The organism is Xaviernesmea rhizosphaerae, assembly GCF_001938945.1.
Classification (GTDB): domain Bacteria; phylum Pseudomonadota; class Alphaproteobacteria; order Rhizobiales; family Rhizobiaceae; genus Xaviernesmea; species Xaviernesmea rhizosphaerae.
In genome coordinates this window covers 57705-75246 of sequence record NZ_MKIO01000022.1, presented here as the reverse complement: position 1 = coordinate 75246, position 17542 = coordinate 57705, and the positions used below count along the sequence as shown (strand labels likewise).

The 17542-nt window shown below is 60.4% G+C and carries 16 protein-coding genes and 3 pseudogenes; 17 read left to right on the top strand and 2 right to left on the bottom strand.

The features are described from left to right. The first annotated feature begins 168 nt into the window (after window positions 1-168). From BJF92_RS26000 to BJF92_RS06865, 5 genes and pseudogenes are all read left to right on the top strand, one after another. On the top strand, window positions 169-684 hold the full coding sequence (locus BJF92_RS26000) for an AbiEi antitoxin N-terminal domain-containing protein (protein ID WP_342585777.1): 516 nt from the start codon (window positions 169-171) through the stop codon (window positions 682-684). A 138-nt stretch (window positions 685-822) separates the two neighbouring features. Next, window positions 823-1020, top strand: a complete 198-nt coding sequence (locus tag BJF92_RS25995; RefSeq protein WP_245294687.1) for a type IV toxin-antitoxin system AbiEi family antitoxin domain-containing protein — start codon at window positions 823-825, stop codon at window positions 1018-1020. Next, window positions 981-1190, top strand: a pseudogene (locus tag BJF92_RS24685) (nucleotidyl transferase AbiEii/AbiGii toxin family protein); the annotation flags it as partial. The gene BJF92_RS25995 and the pseudogene BJF92_RS24685, both read left to right, overlap by 40 nt. A gap of 62 nt (window positions 1191-1252) precedes the next feature. Next, window positions 1253-2056 (top strand): annotated as a pseudogene (locus tag BJF92_RS06870) (methyl-accepting chemotaxis protein); the annotation flags it as partial. Between the two features lie 143 nt (window positions 2057-2199). After that, window positions 2200-2470: pseudogene (locus BJF92_RS06865) on the top strand (transposase); the annotation flags it as partial. Between the two features lie 363 nt (window positions 2471-2833). Here BJF92_RS06865 and BJF92_RS06860 read toward each other — a convergent pair. Next, on the bottom strand, window positions 2834-3847 hold the full coding sequence (locus BJF92_RS06860; protein ID WP_075634030.1) for a LacI family DNA-binding transcriptional regulator: 1014 nt from the start codon (window positions 3845-3847) through the stop codon (window positions 2834-2836). A 132-nt stretch (window positions 3848-3979) separates the two neighbouring features. On the opposite strand from BJF92_RS06860, the gene BJF92_RS06855 reads away from it, so the two are divergent. The 12 genes from BJF92_RS06855 (at window position 3980) to BJF92_RS25080 (ending at window position 17257) form a co-directional block, all read left to right on the top strand. Continuing rightward, a complete protein-coding gene (locus BJF92_RS06855) occupies window positions 3980-4903 on the top strand; it encodes a TIM barrel protein (protein WP_075634029.1) in 924 nt (307 codons plus the stop codon). Between the two features lie 21 nt (window positions 4904-4924). Continuing rightward, window positions 4925-6097 carry a Gfo/Idh/MocA family protein gene (locus BJF92_RS06850; RefSeq protein WP_075634028.1) on the top strand — a complete coding sequence of 391 codons (1173 nt, stop codon included), beginning with the start codon at window positions 4925-4927 and terminating at the stop codon, window positions 6095-6097. Between the two features lie 81 nt (window positions 6098-6178). Next, entirely contained in the window at window positions 6179-7102 is a 924-nt protein-coding gene (locus tag BJF92_RS06845; protein WP_425356454.1) for a sugar ABC transporter substrate-binding protein, read from the top strand. 53 nt (window positions 7103-7155) lie between these two features. Next, window positions 7156-8700, top strand: coding sequence for a sugar ABC transporter ATP-binding protein (locus tag BJF92_RS06840; RefSeq protein WP_198931533.1), 1545 nt, complete (start codon window positions 7156-7158; stop codon window positions 8698-8700). A 26-nt stretch (window positions 8701-8726) separates the two neighbouring features. Then, on the top strand, window positions 8727-9746 hold the full coding sequence (locus BJF92_RS06835) for an ABC transporter permease (protein ID WP_075634026.1): 1020 nt from the start codon (window positions 8727-8729) through the stop codon (window positions 9744-9746). A 422-nt stretch (window positions 9747-10168) separates the two neighbouring features. After that, window positions 10169-12136, top strand: coding sequence for a bifunctional 5-dehydro-2-deoxygluconokinase/5-dehydro-2-deoxyphosphogluconate aldolase (locus tag BJF92_RS06830; RefSeq protein WP_075634025.1), 1968 nt, complete (start codon window positions 10169-10171; stop codon window positions 12134-12136). A 1-nt stretch (window position 12137) separates the two neighbouring features. Further along, window positions 12138-13973, top strand: a complete 1836-nt coding sequence (iolD, locus tag BJF92_RS06825) for a 3D-(3,5/4)-trihydroxycyclohexane-1,2-dione acylhydrolase (decyclizing) (RefSeq protein WP_075634024.1) — start codon at window positions 12138-12140, stop codon at window positions 13971-13973. Between the two features lie 31 nt (window positions 13974-14004). Then, on the top strand, window positions 14005-14916 hold the full coding sequence (iolE, locus tag BJF92_RS06820; protein WP_075634023.1) for a myo-inosose-2 dehydratase: 912 nt from the start codon (window positions 14005-14007) through the stop codon (window positions 14914-14916). Window positions 14917-14926: 10 nt separating this feature from the next. Further along, the gene (gene iolB, locus BJF92_RS06815; protein ID WP_075634022.1) at window positions 14927-15736 is read left to right on the top strand and encodes a 5-deoxy-glucuronate isomerase; all 810 of its coding nucleotides are present in this window, start codon (window positions 14927-14929) and stop codon (window positions 15734-15736) included. A gap of 42 nt (window positions 15737-15778) precedes the next feature. After that, window positions 15779-16171 carry a tautomerase family protein gene (locus BJF92_RS06810; protein WP_075634021.1) on the top strand — a complete coding sequence of 131 codons (393 nt, stop codon included), beginning with the start codon at window positions 15779-15781 and terminating at the stop codon, window positions 16169-16171. After that, complete coding sequence (locus BJF92_RS06805; protein WP_075634020.1) at window positions 16171-17052, top strand: MurR/RpiR family transcriptional regulator; 882 nt, start codon at window positions 16171-16173, stop codon at window positions 17050-17052. The genes BJF92_RS06810 and BJF92_RS06805 overlap by 1 nt, the downstream gene beginning before the upstream one ends. Window positions 17053-17071: 19 nt before the next feature. After that, complete coding sequence (locus BJF92_RS25080) at window positions 17072-17257, top strand: hypothetical protein (RefSeq protein WP_425356452.1); 186 nt, start codon at window positions 17072-17074, stop codon at window positions 17255-17257. Window positions 17258-17293: 36 nt separating this feature from the next. Here BJF92_RS25080 and BJF92_RS25520 read toward each other — a convergent pair whose 3' ends face one another. Next, window positions 17294-17464: a hypothetical protein gene (locus BJF92_RS25520; protein WP_158032207.1), complete on the bottom strand. Its 171-nt coding sequence runs from the start codon at window positions 17462-17464 to the stop codon at window positions 17294-17296. Window positions 17465-17542 lie beyond the last annotated feature (78 nt).

The window sequence follows — 17542 nt, the reverse complement described above, 5'->3', positions numbered from 1 at the left end:
GGACCAGCGCGGCTGGAAGACGGGCGCATTCCAGTCCACTGCGATGAAGTAATAATCTGGGTCTCCGACTTGTCGTTATATTTGAAAAGCCAGGTTTTTAAGTTCGCCTTGTACTCTTTCATAAGATCTACAAAGAGCCCTGGTTCGTTTCTTCGAGCCAATGTTATTATGTGTACCATGAATACACCGAAGGAAATCAAGCTAAAGAATGCCTTGGAAGCTGTCCCGGCAGGCTTTGTCGCGGACGCACGTTGGCTAGTGAGTCAAGGCATCAGCCGCTTCCTCACGCGAAAGTATGTTGAGAGTGGAGGGCTGGAGCGCCTCGAGCGCGGCGTCTTCCGTCGCCCTAGGCCACATCCAGCGCCGCTTGGCTGGAGCACGTGCCTACTCTCGCTCCTGCACATCATGAGCTACAAGATACATGCCAGGGGCATCACTGCCCTCTGCGAGCAGGGATATCGCCACTACTTGCCGTTGGAAGCTCCCGCACCTGTATGGCTCTATGACGATGATATCCCGTCATGGGTACCGCGCTTGAAACCCGACGCGCCCCTAATTGCCCGCGGCAGGTCCCTGTTCACCGATCCAGATTTGGGCCCTACCGAGAACAAGTCTGCCAACGCCCGTACGACGCCTTGCGGTCGGGCGCTTCTAATGTCGCTACCGGAGCGCGCCCTACTGTAAGCCCTCGACGAACTCCCCGCCCAAGAGAGCTTCCACAATCTCGATATGGTATTTAAAAGGTTGGCCACGCTCAGTTAGCGCCGCTTGACGGCGCTGCTGCAGAGCTGCCGGGAGATCAAGGTCAGACGCCTGTTCTTTGTGTTCGCAGAGCGCCGTAAGCATTCGTCGCGTGAACGCCTCAATCCCGATGACTTCAAGCTGGGCACGGGCGACCGCGCCCGCGTGAAGGGTGGCAAAATTCACCCCCGCTACCGCATCATGGCCCTCGAATTTTGTGGAAACCTCAGGAACTGCCGATGGCCCGTGAATCATATGCCGCCCAGGTTGCGCTGTTGATACGGCTTCACCCCTTTATCGCAACTGAGAAGGTCTTCTCGCTGAAGGGCAGAACTGCATTCAATTTGTTCTATCGCGACATGCCTCGGCTCTCGGTTGATATCGACCTGACCTGTTTGCCAGTCCGGGACCGCATGGAGAGTTTGGCCGAGATCGACGAAGCGCTGGACCTCATCACCGCCGCCGCCAATGGCGGGATTGCAGGGCTCGATGCTCGCCGCATAGCTGGCGGCGGCGGGCCGCATCTGTGGAGGAAACTGCTGCTGCGCTGGAGCAGATTACAACGACAGTCCGTGACTCTAGCCATCGAGCGCAAGAGGCCGGATCCCTGGTTCGGCGCACGAAGGAGCATGCCGAGAACTCCGGCAAGGTCGTCGGCCATGCGGTCGATGCGATGGGCAAGATCGAAGAGTCTGCCGGCGAGATTGGCAATATCATAGGGGTCATTGATGAGATCGCTTTCCAGACGAACCTTCTCGCGCTGAATGCTGGCGTTGAGGCGGCACGTGCCGGTGAGGCGGGGAAAGGCTTTGCCGTCGTCGCCCAGGAGGTGCGGGAACTCGCCCAGCGTTCAGCGAAGGCAGCCAAGGAAATCAAGGAACTTATCAACACATCCAATGACCACGTCAAGAGTGGCGTAACCTTGGTCGGCGACACCGGCAAGGCTCTCCGCGAGATCGTGAGCCAGGTTGTTCAGGTTGACAGCAATGTCGGAGCGATCGTTGAGGCTTCGAAGGAACAGGCGACCGGCTTGAAGGAGATCAACTCGGCCGTCAACACCATCGATCAGGGCACCCAGCAAAACGCTGCGATGGTCGAAGAAACTTCAGCTGCCTCCCACAGCCTCGCGCGAGAGGCCGAACAATTGTTCGCCCTTCTCGGCCAGTTCAAGATCGGCAGCATGCCCGGGTTGCCCCGCCAATCATCTTCAAGCCAGTCAGTCGCGTCGGGCGTTGTTCCGAGTCATACGCCGAAGACCGCCTCCAAGGTCGCTCATCTGGTTCAGGGGAACACCGCTCTGAAGTCGGCAGACTAGTGGCCGGAGTTTTAAGCACGCCTGCTTTCGTTAGGCGTGCCACACACAGGCCCGTTTCGATGATCGCGCCATAGCAGTTTTGGCCCGGCGCTGGTCCCCCGGGCACCGGGTCAAGGCGTTCCTCCTGGAACCGGAGAGCGTGAATGCAAAGAAGGAAGTTCGGCCGCGAGTACAATCTTGAGGCGGGGAAGTTGTTAAACGAGCGCGGAGCCGCTGTTGCCCAGGAGGCCCGTGACAGTGATGTCCAAGAGAACGTGTTGCGCACATTAACTTTAGTTCGCGAATACGGCGACGATCCCAGCCGGTCGTTTCCTAGAAAGGGCCAGATGAAGCCGGAGCAGCTTGAGATTGATCGGCTCCGTCGTGAAGTCTCCAAGTTGAAGGCGGGGCGCGACATCCCAAAAAACGATCGCGGGCTTTGCTCCGCCTGTGCGCGGAAGAAGCGGGCTGTGCTACGTTGGCCGCCGGAGGGGAGTTGCCGACTGCTTATTGGAGGCGATCGATCCCGTTAAAAAACAGGGCAAATGGGCTGTTGCGGAATTGAGAGTGGTGACGCTGTTTTCGCGGCCATCCTGGTTAGGAGAATGACGAACTTGCGCGGTCAGGCCCCTCCCGATCCGGAGGAGGAGAAGTCATGCCAAAGACAAGTTCACCTTGGCCTGCTGTCGGTTTCATGGACACCGAGCCGGAAACTCCATTCTTCCAAAGCCAAAAAGTCTCAGATCATCCGACGACGGACACTGTGCACCACGCACAAGTAGGAAATTTCTCGAAATCCTAAGCGTTTTCAGTCAAGAATATTTGAATGTCGGTCGAGATCGAGCTCGCTTGGCCCGCTAGTCTTCCAAGCAGCTTTGCCATTGTTTCCACAGCCAGTCGTGCTTCTAACAATGGCTTTTGGTCAATAACAGCGCGGAGCTTGCGCGCCCTAAGAAGCATCCTCCGATTTGAGGTCAGTTCGTGAGTAATGACAACGGTGCGCTCGAGGTTGCCCATTTGTTGAAGAGCATTGACGATGGACAGTGCTCCGGACGAGAAATGATAAATTCCCTTAATGCCGCGATTCTTGAAAAAAGCGAGTTCGACGATGCGGCCTGCGTTATCCTGATCTTCCCCGGTCTCTAGGACCGCATAAACACTACAGAGAGGGTAGCGTTCGGAAATCACTTCACGAAAACCTGCCTCTCTTTCACGATGGCCGGTGATAGCCTTCGACCCAGCAATTATCAGGACTTGACCGCCTTCGTTGCCAAGGAAAAGTCCCATCAGGTCTCCAGCTACTCGCCCGCATTGCCGATTGTCGGGTCCGATGTGTGCTGAGCGACCAGAACCCCCCACATCATCCACAAGGGTCACTACCGGAATTTTCAGCGATATCTTTGAAATCGCTTCTCTAATTCGCTCATCGTCCGGGCTGGTGATAATGAGGCCGTCGTAAGGACCTAACGCATGAACGAGTGAGGCAATCGCCTCCACCTTCGTTGGATCAATATGCTTCACGAAAAACTTGATGTTCAAAGTTGCGTACATCCGCGAAGCGAGATCAATGCCTTCGCGCAACGACGCGTGAAAGGGGTTGGTGGGCGGCTGGATCAGCACCGCCACACGCAACGTGCGCGAGGGCGTGCGATCCAGCGCCCGGTCGATGCCGAGCGCGCGTGCGGCGGCCAACACACGATCTTCCTTGTCGGTGCGCACGCCGCCACGATTGTTCAGAACCCTATCCACCGTCGCAATTGACACGCCGGCCGCCTTTGCAACGTCCGTGATGCTTACCTTTCGCGCAACCATTTGCCTATCTCCACTCGTTTTTGATGGAATCCCATCAAAATCGAACTTTGTAAAGTCGATATCTGCGGCTAAGTCTTTTGTCCAAGGAGGGTCGCCCCCCCGTGGGCGGCACCAGGGAAGGACAATCACAATATGAGCATTGCAGTCACCACAGCTCCGTGCTGCTGGGGCGTTGATGACGTGCGCAATCCCAATCTCCCTGCGTGGGAACTGGTATTCGATGAAGTCAACGACGCCGGTTATGACGGAATGGAACTTGGCCCCTATGGTTATGTCCCGCTAGACATTGACCTTGTCTCCCGGGCACTTGTAAGCCGGGGGCTCTACATCGTTGCCGGAACGATCTTCAATGATCTGCTCGACCCAGGCAATCGTAAAAACCTCCTGCGTCAGACTGAGGAGATCTGCGCGCTGATCACCAGCCTGCCCAAGCCGCCACAGTCGGCCGGTCAGCGCTTTGCAGCGCCTTATCTCACGGTCATGGACTGGGGACATGACGAGCGCGATTTTGCCGCTGGGCATCCCGACAAGGCGCCGCGGCTCGACGACGCGGCCTGGGCCAGTATGATGGACAATATCAGAGCGATCGCCGATCTGGCCCGCGAGAAATACGGCGTTCGCGCCACTATCCACCCGCATGCGGGTGGCTACATCGAATTCGAGGACGAGATCGAGCGTCTGGCGTCTGATATTCCGCAAGAGGTTGCCGGCTTTTGCCTCGACACCGGTCATACGTTCTATGCCGGTATGGATCCTGTCGAAACGCTGCGCAAATATGCTGACCGTCTCGACTACATCCATTTCAAGGACATCGACAAGGCCGTATTCGACCGCGTGATGGGCGAGCGGATCCGCTTCTTCGAAGCCTGCGCGCAAGGCGTCATGTGCCCGATCGGCAATGGCTGCATCGATTATCCTGCCATCCGCATCCTTCTCGGTGACCTCGGCTACGAAGGCTTCATCACTGTCGAGCAGGAGCGTGACCCGCGCAACGCCGGCGGAAGCCTGGCGGATGTGAAACTCAGCCGCGACTACCTGAAGTCGGCCGGCTTCTAACAATCCTGGACGGATATCTCAATGATTTACGGAACTCGTCAGACGAAACGACCGCTCCGCTGGGCAATGGTTGGCGGTGGCCGGGGCAGCCAGATCGGCTACGTCCACCGCAGTGCGGCGCTGCGCGATCGCTATTTCGATCTCGTTGCCGGCGCTTTCGACATTGATGCCGAACGCGGTCGCGCCTTCGGTGCCGAACTCGGGCTTGACCCGTCGCGGTGCTACGCCGACTGGCGGACGCTCTTTGCCGAGGAAGCAAAGCGTCCCGACGGGATCGAGGCTGTCTCGATCGCGACCCCGAACAACACCCACTACGAGATCACCAAGGCTGCGCTCGAAAGCGGGCTGCACGTGGTCTGCGAGAAGCCGCTGTGCTTCACGGTTGCGGAAGCCGAAGATCTCCAGCGGATCGCCGCCGAGCGCGGCCGCATCGTCGGCGTGACCTACGGCTATAGCGGCCATCAGGTCATCGAACATGCCCGTGAACTTGTTGCTGCCGGCGAACTCGGCGAAATCCGCTTGGTTAACCTCCAGTTCGCGCACGGCTTCCACAATGAAGCTGTCGAGTTGCAGAACCCGGCCACCCGCTGGCGCGTCGACCCGAAGTTTGCAGGCCCGAGCTACGTGCTTGGCGACATCGGTACGCATCCACTGTATATTTCTGAGGTCATCCTGCCCGACCTACATATCAAGCGCCTCCTGTGCGCACGTCAGAGCTTCGTCAAGACGCGTGCGCCGCTCGAGGACAACGCCATGACGTTGATGGAGTATGACAACGGTGCCTTCGGTACGCTCTGGTCAAGCGCTGTCAATGCCGGCTCAATGCACAGCCAGAAGGTCCGCATTGTCGGTTCCAAAGCATCGATCGAGTGGTGGGACGAGCAGCCGAACCAGCTTCGTTTCGAGGTTCAGGGCGAGCCCGTGCGCATCCTGGAACGCGGCATGGGTTACCTGCATGCAAAGGCGCTTGCCGACGATCGTATCGGTGCAGGCCATCCGGAGGGTCTCTTCGAAGCCTGGGCCAATCTCTACGATCGCTTTGCCATCGCCATGGAGGCGCGCAACGAGAACGACGGGGACCGTCTGGCAGGCATCCGCTATCCGGGGATCGAGGCGGGAGTGGAAGGCGTACGCTGGGTGGAGAACTGCGTTCGTTCGGCCGATCAGGGCGGGGTCTGGGTCGATTACAGGTAATTGGGTGAAGGGCGGTGGTCGCCCCTCTCTCAAAGGGAGCTCTTAATTAGGGAGGAGAGCAGCATGAAATCCAAATTGGTTATGGCAGCACTGCTGGCGGGCATGATGGCCGGCACGGCACAGGCTCAAAATGTCGGCGTGTCAATGGCTTTGTTCGACGACAACTTTCTGACCGTGCTGCGCAACGGCATGATCGACTACTCCAAGGAGAAGGACGTAAAGCTGCAAATTGAAGATGCTCAGAATGACGTCGGCAAGCAGCTGAACCAGATCCAGAACTTCGTGGCTTCGGGCGTCGATGCGATCATCGTCAACCCGGTCGATACCGATGCGACGGCGGCCATGTCGCAGGCTGCTTCCGCGGCCGGTATCCCGCTTGTCTACGTTAACCGCGAGCCCGCCAATGTGGACCAGCTTCCTGACAAGCAGGCATTCGTCGCCTCCAAGGAGATCGATGCCGGCACACTGGAAACGAAGGAAGCCTGCCGTCTGCTGAAGGCCGCCGGAAAGAAAGAGGCCAAGGTCGTCGTTCTCATGGGCGAGCTCTCCAACCAGGCGTCCCGCATGCGCACGAAGGCGATCAAGGACGTGATCGCCACGCCCGACTGCAGCTTCATGTCCATCGCGGAAGAGCAGGTCGGCAACTGGTCGCGCACGCAGGGCGCGGACCTTGTCACCAACTGGCTGTCGGCCGGCGTGAAGTTCGATGCTGTCCTTGCCAACAACGACGAGATGGCCATCGGCGCCATCCAGGCGCTGAAGGCGGCAAACATTCCGATGGACCAGGTCGTCGTCGGCGGCATCGACGCGACGCAGGACGCACTCGCGGCCATGGCGGCGGGCGATCTCGACGTGACGGTGTTCCAGAACGCCGCCGGTCAGGGCAAGGGGGCGGTGGATGCCGCACTCAAGCTCGCCAAGGGAGAGAGCGTCGAAAAGAAGGTCTATGTGCCCTTCGAACTCGTCACCCCGTCCAATCTCAAGGATTACCAGAAGAAGAATTGACAATGACATGCCACGAAGGGGCGTCCTGCCCCTTCGTGGAACCTGGGAGGAGGATGGGAATGGTTAGCCAGGCCACGGCGTCCGCAATCAAGCGGATGAACGAGCGGACCGAGATCGACGGGCTTCTCGCGCTTGAGGGGATCCGCAAGGAATTTCCGGGTGTTCTCGCGCTCGACAATGTCCAGCTTCGCATCCGCAAGGGAAGCGTGCATGCGCTGATGGGCGAGAATGGTGCGGGCAAATCCACGCTCATGAAGATCATCGCCGGCATTTATCAGCCGGATGCGGGCGAAATCCGCCTGCGTGGCGAGCCGGTGACGCTCAAATCGCCGCTTGATGCCCTGGAGCAGGGCATCGCCATGATCCATCAGGAACTCCAGTTGATGAACTGGATGACGATCGCCGAAAACATCTGGATCCGGCGTGAACCGCGAAACCGCTTCGGCCTGATCGACCACGGCAAGATGGCCGAGATGACCCGCGCGCTCTTCGCGCGGCTCAACCTCTCGCTCGATCCCGACACGCAAGTTTCCGAACTGACCGTGGCACAGAAGCAGATGGTCGAGATCGCGCGCGCCGTCAGCTACGAGTCGCGCATTCTCATCATGGACGAGCCGACCTCCGCGCTGACCGAGCGCGAGGTGGAGCATCTCTTTGCCATCATCCGCGACCTGAAGGCCCGCGATATCGGCATCATCTACATCACCCACAAGATGAACGAGCTTTTCGAAATCGCCGACGAGTTCACGGTCTTCCGCGATGGCAAGTATATCGGCACGCATTCATCGAAGGATGTGACCCGCGACGACATCATCCGCATGATGGTCGGGCGCGAAATCACCAACATGTTTCCGAAGATCGATTGCGCGATCGGCGACGTCATTCTCGACGTGAAGAACCTCACCATTCCCGGTGTCTTTCACGACATCTCGTTTTCGTTGCGGCGCGGGGAAATCCTGGGTCTCGCCGGCCTTGTCGGCGCGAAACGCTCGAACGTCGCCGAGGCTCTGTTCGGCGTGACACCTGCCGACAGTGGCCAGATCCTGATCGATAACAAGCCTGTCACCATCAAGAGCCCAAATGAGGCGATGGCGCATGGAATGGCGTTTCTGACCGAGGATCGCAAGGAGACGGGATGTTTCCTCACACTCGATTGTCTGGAAAATATCCAGTCCGCTCTGATCACCCGTTCGCATGTCAAGGCAGGCTTTGTCGACCAGAAGAGGGTGACGGAGCTGGCGGAAGGCATGGCGAAGAAGCTGAGGGTCAAGACGCCAAACCTCCACGAGATCGTTGAAAATCTGTCAGGCGGCAACCAGCAGAAGCTGCTGATCGCACGCTGGCTGCTGACCAAGCCACGCATTCTCATCCTGGACGAGCCGACACGCGGGATCGATGTCGGCGCCAAATCGGAAATCCACCGACTGATCACAGGCCTGGCGGCCGAAGGCGTCGCCGTTCTGATGATCTCGTCGGAGCTGCCGGAAGTCTTGGGAATGAGCGACCGCATCATGGTCATGCAGGAGGGGCGCGTTTCCGGGTTTCTCGACCGCGCAGAGGCTGACCAGATCAAAATTATGGATCTCGCGGCGCGCTGAGGCGGCGCCGAAGAGGAGGAGAACACATGAACACGATTTCGCAACAGGCCGTGGCCGCGACGTCGGCGAAACGCAAGTTGCCGTCCGAACTGAATATCCTGCTGGTTCTCATCGGCATCTCTTTGACCTTCGAGTTGCTCGGCTGGATCCTGCAGGGACAATCGTTTCTGCTCAATCCCCAGCGCCTGTCGATCATGATCCTGCAGGTGTCGGTCATTGGTATCATCGCGATCGGCGTGACGCAGGTTATCATCTCCGGCGGTATCGATCTCAGCTCGGGATCGATCGTCGGCGCCACGGCCATGATCGCCATGAGCTTCGCCCAGATCGGAACGTTCGAGCGGGCTCTTTATCCCGGCCTGACGGACCTTCCGGTCGTCATCCCTGTCGCGATCGGCCTGATTGTCGGTGTACTCTGTGGGGCCATCAACGGAGCCCTGATTGCCTATACGCGCATTCCGCCTTTCATCGCCACCCTCGGCATGATGGTGACGGCCCGCGGCTTTGCAAAATGGTACACGAAGGGCCAACCGATCAGCTTCCCGACCGATAGCTTCGCCGCATTGGGGAAGGGAATGATGCCGGTTGTGATCTTCCTCATCGTCGCGGTGATCATGCATGTCGTCCTGCGCTACACCCGCTACGGAAAGTTCACCTATGCGATCGGCGCCAATGCCCATGCGGCGCGCGTCACCGGGATCAATGTCGAACGCCACACGGTGAAGATCTATGCCGTCGCCGGTCTGCTTTCCGCTCTGGCTGGCATCGTGGTTGCCGCCCGTGGCCTCACAGCACAGGCGGGCATGGGGCAAATGTACGAACTTGATGCCATCGCCATGGCTGTGATCGGCGGCGTTTCCCTCTCGGGTGGCCGCGGCTCGGTTCTCGGCACTTGCATCGGCATGGTTATATTCGGCGTCATCATCTCAGGCTTCACCTTTCTGCGGCTCGACGCCTACTATCAGGAAATGCTGAAGGGGCTGATCATCGTGGCTGCCGTGGTTGCCGACATGTATCGCCAGAAAAAGCGCGTGAAGCGGAGCTGATGCAGCCAGGACGAGCCACCAAGCAGTGGCTACGATTACCGCCGCCTTCTTACGGGGGAAGCGGCGAGGCCGCGGGCTCTGCCTCCCGAGCCCGCGGCCTACTAAAGCATCCGACAGCCAACGCGGAAATTGAAACGCGTAGCCATCAAAGAAAGTGACCACTGACTTGTTCGCTTCTTGCAATGTCAGGTCTGAGGCACTGCCAGCGGGTCTCTGGACCCCAGGATATTCCCGAATGGAGGTTGGCCGACGTCGATGTAATTGAATGAAGCTCAGCGTACCGCGCAATATCAAAGTTTTGAATGCAACACCAAACTCAATATCGCCCGGAGCCGGGCGGACAGCAAGCTTGAACGCCAACTAAGAGTTGGCACAGCGCGATCGGTGGCCACGGCCATGCCGCGTCGCTCCTGGAGGACAGAATGGGTGAAACTCTCGATGTCATCACGATCGGCCGCTCGTCGGTGGATCTTTATGGCGCGCAGGTTGGCGGGCGGCTCGAGGACATGGGCTCGTTCCGCAAATATATCGGTGGCTCGCCCACCAACATGGCCGCCGGCACCGCGCGCCTTGGTCTCCGCTCGGCGCTGATCACCCGCGTCGGCGACGAGCATATGGGCCGCTTCATCCGCGAGGAACTGGCGCGCGAGGGCGTGGACGTGTCCGGGGTGAAGACTGATCCGGAGCGCCTCACCGCACTCGTGTTGCTCGGCATCCGGGACGACGAGCGCTTTCCGCTCATCTTCTACCGCGAGAACTGCGCGGACATGGCGCTCTGCGAGGACGACATCGACGAGGCGCTGATCGCGCGCGCCCGCTCCGTCGTGGCGACCGGCACCCATCTCAGCCATGTGCAGACCGAGAAGGCCGTGCTGAAGGCGCTCGATCTCGCCCGCAAGCATGGCGCTCGTACCGCGCTCGACATCGATTACCGGCCGAATCTCTGGGGTGTCGCCGGCCATGGCGACGGCGAAAGCCGCTTCGTGGAAAGCCGGCGCGTCACCGAGAAGCTCCAGTCGACCCTGCATCTCTTCGACCTGATCGTCGGCACGGAAGAGGAGTTCCATATCGCCGGCGGGTCGACCGACACGATCGCGGCGCTGAAGGCTGTACGTGCCGTATCGGAGGCGACGCTGGTTTGTAAGCGCGGGGCCCACGGCGCGGTCGCATTCACCGGCGCGATCCCCGCGACGCTCGATAAAGGCGAACGCGGTCCCGGCTTTCCGATCGAGGTCTTCAACGTGCTCGGTGCTGGCGACGGCTTCATGTCGGGCCTGATTAAGGGCTGGTTGGAAGACGCGCCCTGGCCGCGCGCGCTTCAATATGCCAATGCCTGCGGCGCCTTCGCCGTCAGCCGCCATGGCTGCACGCCCGCCTATCCGTCGCTCTCCGAACTCGACTTCTTCCTCGAGCGGGGCGTGAAGACCAATGCGCTCCGCCACGATGCGGAGCTCGAACAGATCCACTGGTCGACGAACCGCCACGGCGACTGGTCGACCATGCGGGTCTTCGCCTTCGACCACCGCATGCAGCTCGAAACGATGGCTGGTGCGAAGCCGGAGAAGATCGGCGCCTTTAAGCAGCTCTGCCTGCGCGCCGCCCTCGGGGTGCAGAATGGGCAGTCGGGATACGGCATTCTTTGCGACAGCCGGCTTGGGCGGAAGGCGCTTCAGGCAGCCTCCGGAACCGGATTGTGGATCGGACGACCGGTCGAGTGGCCGGGCTCCCGGCCGCTGACGCTGGAACCGGAAATCGGCCCAGACTTCGGTGGTCTCGATGAATGGCCCCTCGACAACGTCGTCAAGGTCCTTTGCTTCTGCCACCCGGACGACGACGACGCCATGCAGGCCGCGCAGGAGGAGACGGTCAAGCGCCTCTTCGCCTCCGCCCGTCGCAATCGCCTTGAATTCCTGCTGGAGATCGTTCCCTCGAAGGTCGGCCCGGTCGACGAAGCGACCACCGCGACCCTCATCCGCCGCTTCTACGAGATCGGCATCTATCCCGATTGGTGGAAGCTCGAGCCGATGGCCAGCCGCGGTGCTTGGGAACAGGCCTGCGCTGCGATCATCGAGAATGATCCGCACACGCGCGGCATCGTCGTTCTCGGCCTTGATGCGCCGGAGGCGGAACTGGCGGCAAGCTTCGCGGTCGCCGCGGAGTTCCCGCTCGTGAAGGGTTTCGCGGTTGGTCGGACGATCTTCGCCAAAACGGCGGGCGAATGGTTGGCAGGCAGACTGTCCGATGACGACGCTGTCGCGGAGATGCAGACGCGCTATCGGCGGCTTTGCGACGTCTGGGACGCGGCGCGTGGCGGTTTGCGACAGGATGAGACGGCCCAAGGAGCTGAACAGGACAAGTTTGCGACGCAGAAGTTGCAGGGAAGGCACTGACATGATGGATACGATTCGGCTAACGGCAGCGCAGGCGACGTTTCGCTGGCTCTCGGTCCAGATGACCGAGGAAGGCGACCGCTTCATCGAAGGGGTCTGGGCGATCTTCGGCCATGGCAACGTCGCCGGCATCGGCGAGGCGCTGAAGGGGATTGGCGACAGACTGCCGACTTGGCGCGGCCAGAACGAGCAGACCATGGCCCATGCCGCGATCGCCTATGCAAAGACGAAGCGCCGGCGGAAGGCCATGGCCGTTACGTCCTCGATCGGCCCCGGTGCCACGAACATGGTCACTGCGTCGGCGCTTGCCCATGTCAACCGCCTTCCGGTGCTGTTCATTCCCGGTGACGTCTTCGCCAACCGCCGCCCCGACCCCGTGCTGCAGCAGATCGAGGACTTCGACGACGGTACGATGACCGTCACCGACTGCTTCCGCCCGGTCAGCCGCTACTTCGACCGGATCACCCGGCCGGAACAGATCATGACCGCGCTGCCGCGCGCGCTGCAGGTCATGACCGACCCGGCCAATTGCGGTCCCGTGACGCTCGCCTTCTGCCAGGATGTGCAGGCCGAGGCTTACGACTATCCCAAAGCCTTCTTCACGCCGAAGACCTGGCGCATTCGCCGTCCGGAGCCCGATCCGCGTGAGGTGGACGACGTGGTCGCAGCGCTGAAAACTTCCACGAAGCCGATCATCGTTTCGGGCGGCGGCGTGCTCTATTCGGGTGCCGATGCCGACCTTCTTGCTTTCGCCAAAACCCACAATATTCCGATCGTCGAGACGCAGGCCGGCAAGGGTGCGATCGACTGGGAGGAGCGGCTGAACTTCGGCTCGCCCGGCGTCACAGGAACTGATTGCGGCAACAAGATCGCCGCCGAAGCCGACCTGATCCTCGGCGTTGGTACTCGCTTCCAGGACTTCACGACCGGAAGCTGGACCGCCTTCGGCAATCCCGACCGTAAGCTCGTCTCGGTCAACCTCACGGGCTACGACGCCGCCAAGCACGGCGCGATTCCGCTCGTCGCCGACGCCAAGGTCGCCTTGGAGCGCCTGACAGAAGGACTTCAGGGACATCGCTTCGCAGATCCGGACTACGCTGCGCGCGATGCTTGGTTCGAGGCGGCGGATGCCGCAACCGCAGCACCGTCTGTATCGCAGCCGAACTTCCTGCCCTCCGATGCTCAGGTGATCGGCTCCGTGCAGAGGGTCGCGCAGACGAATACGGTTGCGATGTGCGCGGCGGGCACTATGCCCGGCGCGCTGCAGATCCTGTGGCGCGCGGCGTCCGGCGGATACCACATGGAATATGGCTATTCCTGCATGGGCTACGAAGTGGCTGGCGCGTTCGGCATCAAGCTCGCCGCGCCCGAGAAGGAGGTCATCTGCTTCGTCGGCGACGGCAGCTACATGATGGCCAATTCCGAGCTCGCCACTGCCGTGATGATGCGCGTGCCCTTCACGATCGTGCTGACCGACAATCGCGGCTACGGCTGCATCAATCGGCTGCAGCAGGAATGCGGCGGGGCTGAGTTCAACAACATGTACAAGGACTGCAATATCGAGGTGCAGCCGGAGATCGACTTCGTCGCCCATGCGACCTCGATGGGCGCGCACGCGGTGAAGGTACCGGATCTCGCGGGTCTCGAAGCGGAGATCGTAAGCGCGCGCAGCCGGACCATCCCGACCGTCATCGTCATCGACACAGAGGCCGAGACAGGCGCGGGGATCGGCGGCGGCTGGTGGGATGTGGCGGTGCCTGCCGTTGGCGAGACCGAGACTCTGCGCATAGCCCGCGCACATTACGAAGCCACGCTGCCACGTCAGCGCCTCAACTGAAGTGTCAGATTTTTATATGAAGGACGCACACATGATCCTTTACGGAACAAACCCCATCGCTTGGTCCAACGATGACGATCAGACGATCGGCGCGCATCTCTCTCTGGACGATTGTCTGTCGGACTGCCGTAAGATCGGTTTCGATGGCATCGAGAAGGGCCACAAGATGCCGAATGAAGGAACCGCCCTGAAGGCGGAACTCGGTGCATACGACCTGCGCTTCGCCGGCGGCTGGCATTCGACCAACCTGCTCCTCAATGACCTCGAGACAGAAATCGCCGCGTTGCAGAGCTTCATCGATATGACAAAGGCGGCCGGCGGCGACCACATCAATGCCTGCGAATGCTCCAACACCGTCCACGGCAGCGACGGAACGCCGGTTAACGACCGGCCGATTCTGACGGATGCACAGTGGACGCGCTTTTCGGAGGGCTATGAGGTACTGTCGCGGCATGCCGCGAGCCAAAACGTGCGGATGGGTTACCACCACCATATGGGAACGATCATCGAGAGCGCGGCCGATATCGACCGCTTCATGGCGATGGCCGGGCCGCATACGCGCCTGCTGCTCGACACCGGCCATTGCACGTTTGGTGGCGCTGACCCGGCAGAGGTGGCCGACAAGTACATGGACCGCGTGACGCATATCCACGCCAAGAATATTCGCGCGGACATCATGCGGCAGGTGCGAGAAGAAAACCTGTCCTTCCTCGAAGGCGTGCGGCGCGGTGTCTTCACTGTGCCGGGCGATCCGGAAGGCTGCGTCGATTTCGCACCGGTACTGAAAATCGCAGCAGAAAGTGGCTATTCCGGTTGGCTGGTGATCGAGGCCGAGCAGGACAGCGCGGTCCGCGAACCCTTCCACTACCAGGACATGGGCCTCAAGGCGCTCAGGGCGATGGCGCGTGAGGTTGGGCTGGACCGGTCGGCCGGCGCGGCGTGAGGACAGAGCCATGAGCAGTCTCCGCCGCCGTCCCTTCGGCTCGCATGGCAAGGTCCATGAGATCACCCCGCAATCGGCGGGCTGGCGCTATGTCGGCTTCAGCCTCTACCGCCTGCGTTCTGGCGAGACGATCGCCGAGGCGACAGGGGACATGGAAGCCATTCTCGTCATGGTGGAGGGCATCGCGCGTTTCACCGCAGCCGGCACCGAATGGGGCGAGCTCGGCGAGCGCATGAGTGTCTTCGAGCGCACGCCGCCGCATTGCCTGTATGTGCCAAATGGTGAAGCCTTCGAGGCGACAGCCACGACTGATTGCGCCATCGCCGTCTGCCTCGCGCCGGGGCGCAGCGGCCACAAGGCCCGGCGGATCGGCCCGGATGGCATCGCGCTCACGCCGCGCGGCGTCGGCGCCAACCAGCGCTTCATCAACAACATTGCCATGGAAGGCAATGATTTCTGCGACAGCCTGCTGGTGACCGAGGTCTTCACGCCCGCCGGCAACTGGTCGTCCTATCCGAGCCACCGCCACGACGAGGATGACGATCCCCGCATCACCTATCTGGAAGAGACCTACTACCACCGGATCGACCCGAAGGACGGCTTCGCGCTTCAGCGTGTCTATACCGACGACGGGTCGCTCGACGAGACCATCGCGGTGAAGGACCACGACGTCGTGCTCGTGCCGCGCGGCCATCACCCTTGCGGTGCGCCATACGGTTTCGACCTCTATTATCTGAACGTCATGGCTGGGCCCTTGCGCAAGTGGCGCTTCGTGCCGGACCCCGCCGTTCAATCGATCCTCGATCGCGACCAGAAGTGATCGTGGCCCTTACCCACGGATCACTGACCAAAGGACAGCCGCATGCCGCTGATCAAGCTTCACATCCACAAGGATAGTCGGACCACCGAGGAGGTGGGCACGCTGCTCGATACAGTCCATGCCGTCATGCTCGCTGCCTTCGGGGTGCCGGAGCGTGATCGCTACCAGATTCTGTTCGAGCACGACGCGACGCACTTCGTTGCGCAGGATACAGAGCTGGGTTTTGTGCGCAGCGATAGCTTCGTGATGATCGAAGTCGTCTCCAGACCGCGAAGCCGGGAGCAGAAGATCGATTTCTATCGGAGGCTTGCAAGTCGGCTGAAAGGAGACTGCGGGGTTGATCCCGCTGATCTCATGATCTCAATTGTAGAAAATAATGATGAAGACTGGTCGTTTGGCGATGGGGTCGCGCAGTTCGTGGCCGGCTCTCTATGATGACAACAACTAGGCAGCCCTTAGGGGGCAATTCCGTTCACTCCGGACTGAACGGCACCGTCGAAAGTGAGAGCACCCCATCCTCGCAGAAGCCGCCCGATACATTCGAGGCCCTGCACCAATCGATCCTCATGCGGCAGGCGCGATTGCCCAAGCGGCTTGCCGCTGTCGCCAAATACATCATCGATACACCGGATGCCGTGGCGCTGGGTTCAGTTGCCTCTGTTGCAGCGCAGTCGCGAGTTGCACCATCTACGCTCGTCCGTTTCGCTCAATTGCTTGGCTATGAAGGGTTCAGCCAATTGCAGGACGTCGTCCGCGAGGGCGTGCGCGGACGATATGCCAAGCGTCTGGGCAGATCGATTAGAGAGTCGGATACTAGGATAGGTCATCCTGAAAACGACCTTCTGAACAGGACCGCGCTGGCGGTACATCTCTCCATTGAGACCGTTTGCGAGTCTATCGACCGAGCGGCTATGATCAAAGCCGCCGAGCTAGTGAAGACAGCGCGCTGCGTCTTCATCCATGCCTCTGCCGAGATGCGTCCGCTCGCGGAGTTCTTTCGCAACTGCTTGGCCAGCGTGAAGATCCGCTCGATCCTCTTTGTCGGTAGCGACATCGATTTTCTGAAGCTGATATCCGGTGACGATCTCCTCGTGGTGGCTGAGCATTCCAAGATGAAGGAGACTCCGGTCACGGCGTCGAGCTTGCTCGACAGAGCTGTTCCCTTCATCGTTTTTACTGACACGGAGGTTTCGCTTTCGAAGTCGCGTGCTGCAGCCAGTTTAAAGGTCGTCGAGACGAGCGAAGCCGGTTTGTTGCGGGTCGCGGCCGGGACCGCAATACTGGAAACCATTGCGCTTTACTCGCTCGACTTTTAGCTGCAACGAAAGCGCAGGGGTGAGCACTGACATTTGCTACAATCTTGAAGTTCGCTCGAAGATCGGCGCCGCTGGAGAACTGCACGAGGGTGAAGCGCGCGTTGCCCTGATGCCGGACAGCGCCGCGCAGTTCCACAAGCTTGGACATGAATGTCTGATCGAGGCCGGCGCCGGAGAAACCGCCGGCTTCCCTGACGATGCGTAACCATCCGGCGTGGGTCGTGGATGGGCGGTTTTCCTTTCAGTGGCGGCTGTTATGGCTCTTTGCGAAGCCAGCTTTTCCAGGGGTTCGGCGACGCGCCGGTTTGGATATCCTCTCGTTGATGGTATCGACGGCAATATCGTCCAGTTCGAAGCGACCGCCATCACATTCCACGACTTCGCGATACTGTTGATTCTGCGGCTTTGCCATCGCGTTGAGGAAGTCCTCGGGCGGCGCGTACCGGTCGCCGTCGAGGAAGCGCGTCTATGACGGCCCGGCGGATGGCCG

What these genes read in the sequence shown, in the direction of transcription:
- BJF92_RS26000 (WP_342585777.1), top strand. Translation starts at nt 169, where the DNA reads ATGTGTACCATGAATACACCGAAGGAAATCAAGCTAAAGAATGCCTTG.
- BJF92_RS06860 (WP_075634030.1), bottom strand. Translation starts at nt 3,847, where the DNA reads ATGGTTGCGCGAAAGGTAAGCATCACGGACGTTGCAAAGGCGGCCGGC.
- BJF92_RS06855 (WP_075634029.1), top strand. Translation starts at nt 3,980, where the DNA reads ATGAGCATTGCAGTCACCACAGCTCCGTGCTGCTGGGGCGTTGATGAC.
- BJF92_RS06850 (WP_075634028.1), top strand. Translation starts at nt 4,925, where the DNA reads ATGATTTACGGAACTCGTCAGACGAAACGACCGCTCCGCTGGGCAATG.
- BJF92_RS06845 (WP_425356454.1), top strand. Translation starts at nt 6,179, where the DNA reads ATGGCAGCACTGCTGGCGGGCATGATGGCCGGCACGGCACAGGCTCAA.
- BJF92_RS06840 (WP_198931533.1), top strand. Translation starts at nt 7,156, where the DNA reads ATGGGAATGGTTAGCCAGGCCACGGCGTCCGCAATCAAGCGGATGAAC.
- BJF92_RS06835 (WP_075634026.1), top strand. Translation starts at nt 8,727, where the DNA reads ATGAACACGATTTCGCAACAGGCCGTGGCCGCGACGTCGGCGAAACGC.
- BJF92_RS06830 (WP_075634025.1), top strand. Translation starts at nt 10,169, where the DNA reads ATGGGTGAAACTCTCGATGTCATCACGATCGGCCGCTCGTCGGTGGAT.
- iolD (WP_075634024.1), top strand. Translation starts at nt 12,138, where the DNA reads ATGATGGATACGATTCGGCTAACGGCAGCGCAGGCGACGTTTCGCTGG.
- iolE (WP_075634023.1), top strand. Translation starts at nt 14,005, where the DNA reads ATGATCCTTTACGGAACAAACCCCATCGCTTGGTCCAACGATGACGAT.
- iolB (WP_075634022.1), top strand. Translation starts at nt 14,927, where the DNA reads ATGAGCAGTCTCCGCCGCCGTCCCTTCGGCTCGCATGGCAAGGTCCAT.
- BJF92_RS06810 (WP_075634021.1), top strand. Translation starts at nt 15,779, where the DNA reads ATGCCGCTGATCAAGCTTCACATCCACAAGGATAGTCGGACCACCGAG.
- BJF92_RS06805 (WP_075634020.1), top strand. Translation starts at nt 16,171, where the DNA reads ATGACAACAACTAGGCAGCCCTTAGGGGGCAATTCCGTTCACTCCGGA.
- BJF92_RS25520 (WP_158032207.1), bottom strand. Translation starts at nt 17,464, where the DNA reads ATGGCAAAGCCGCAGAATCAACAGTATCGCGAAGTCGTGGAATGTGAT.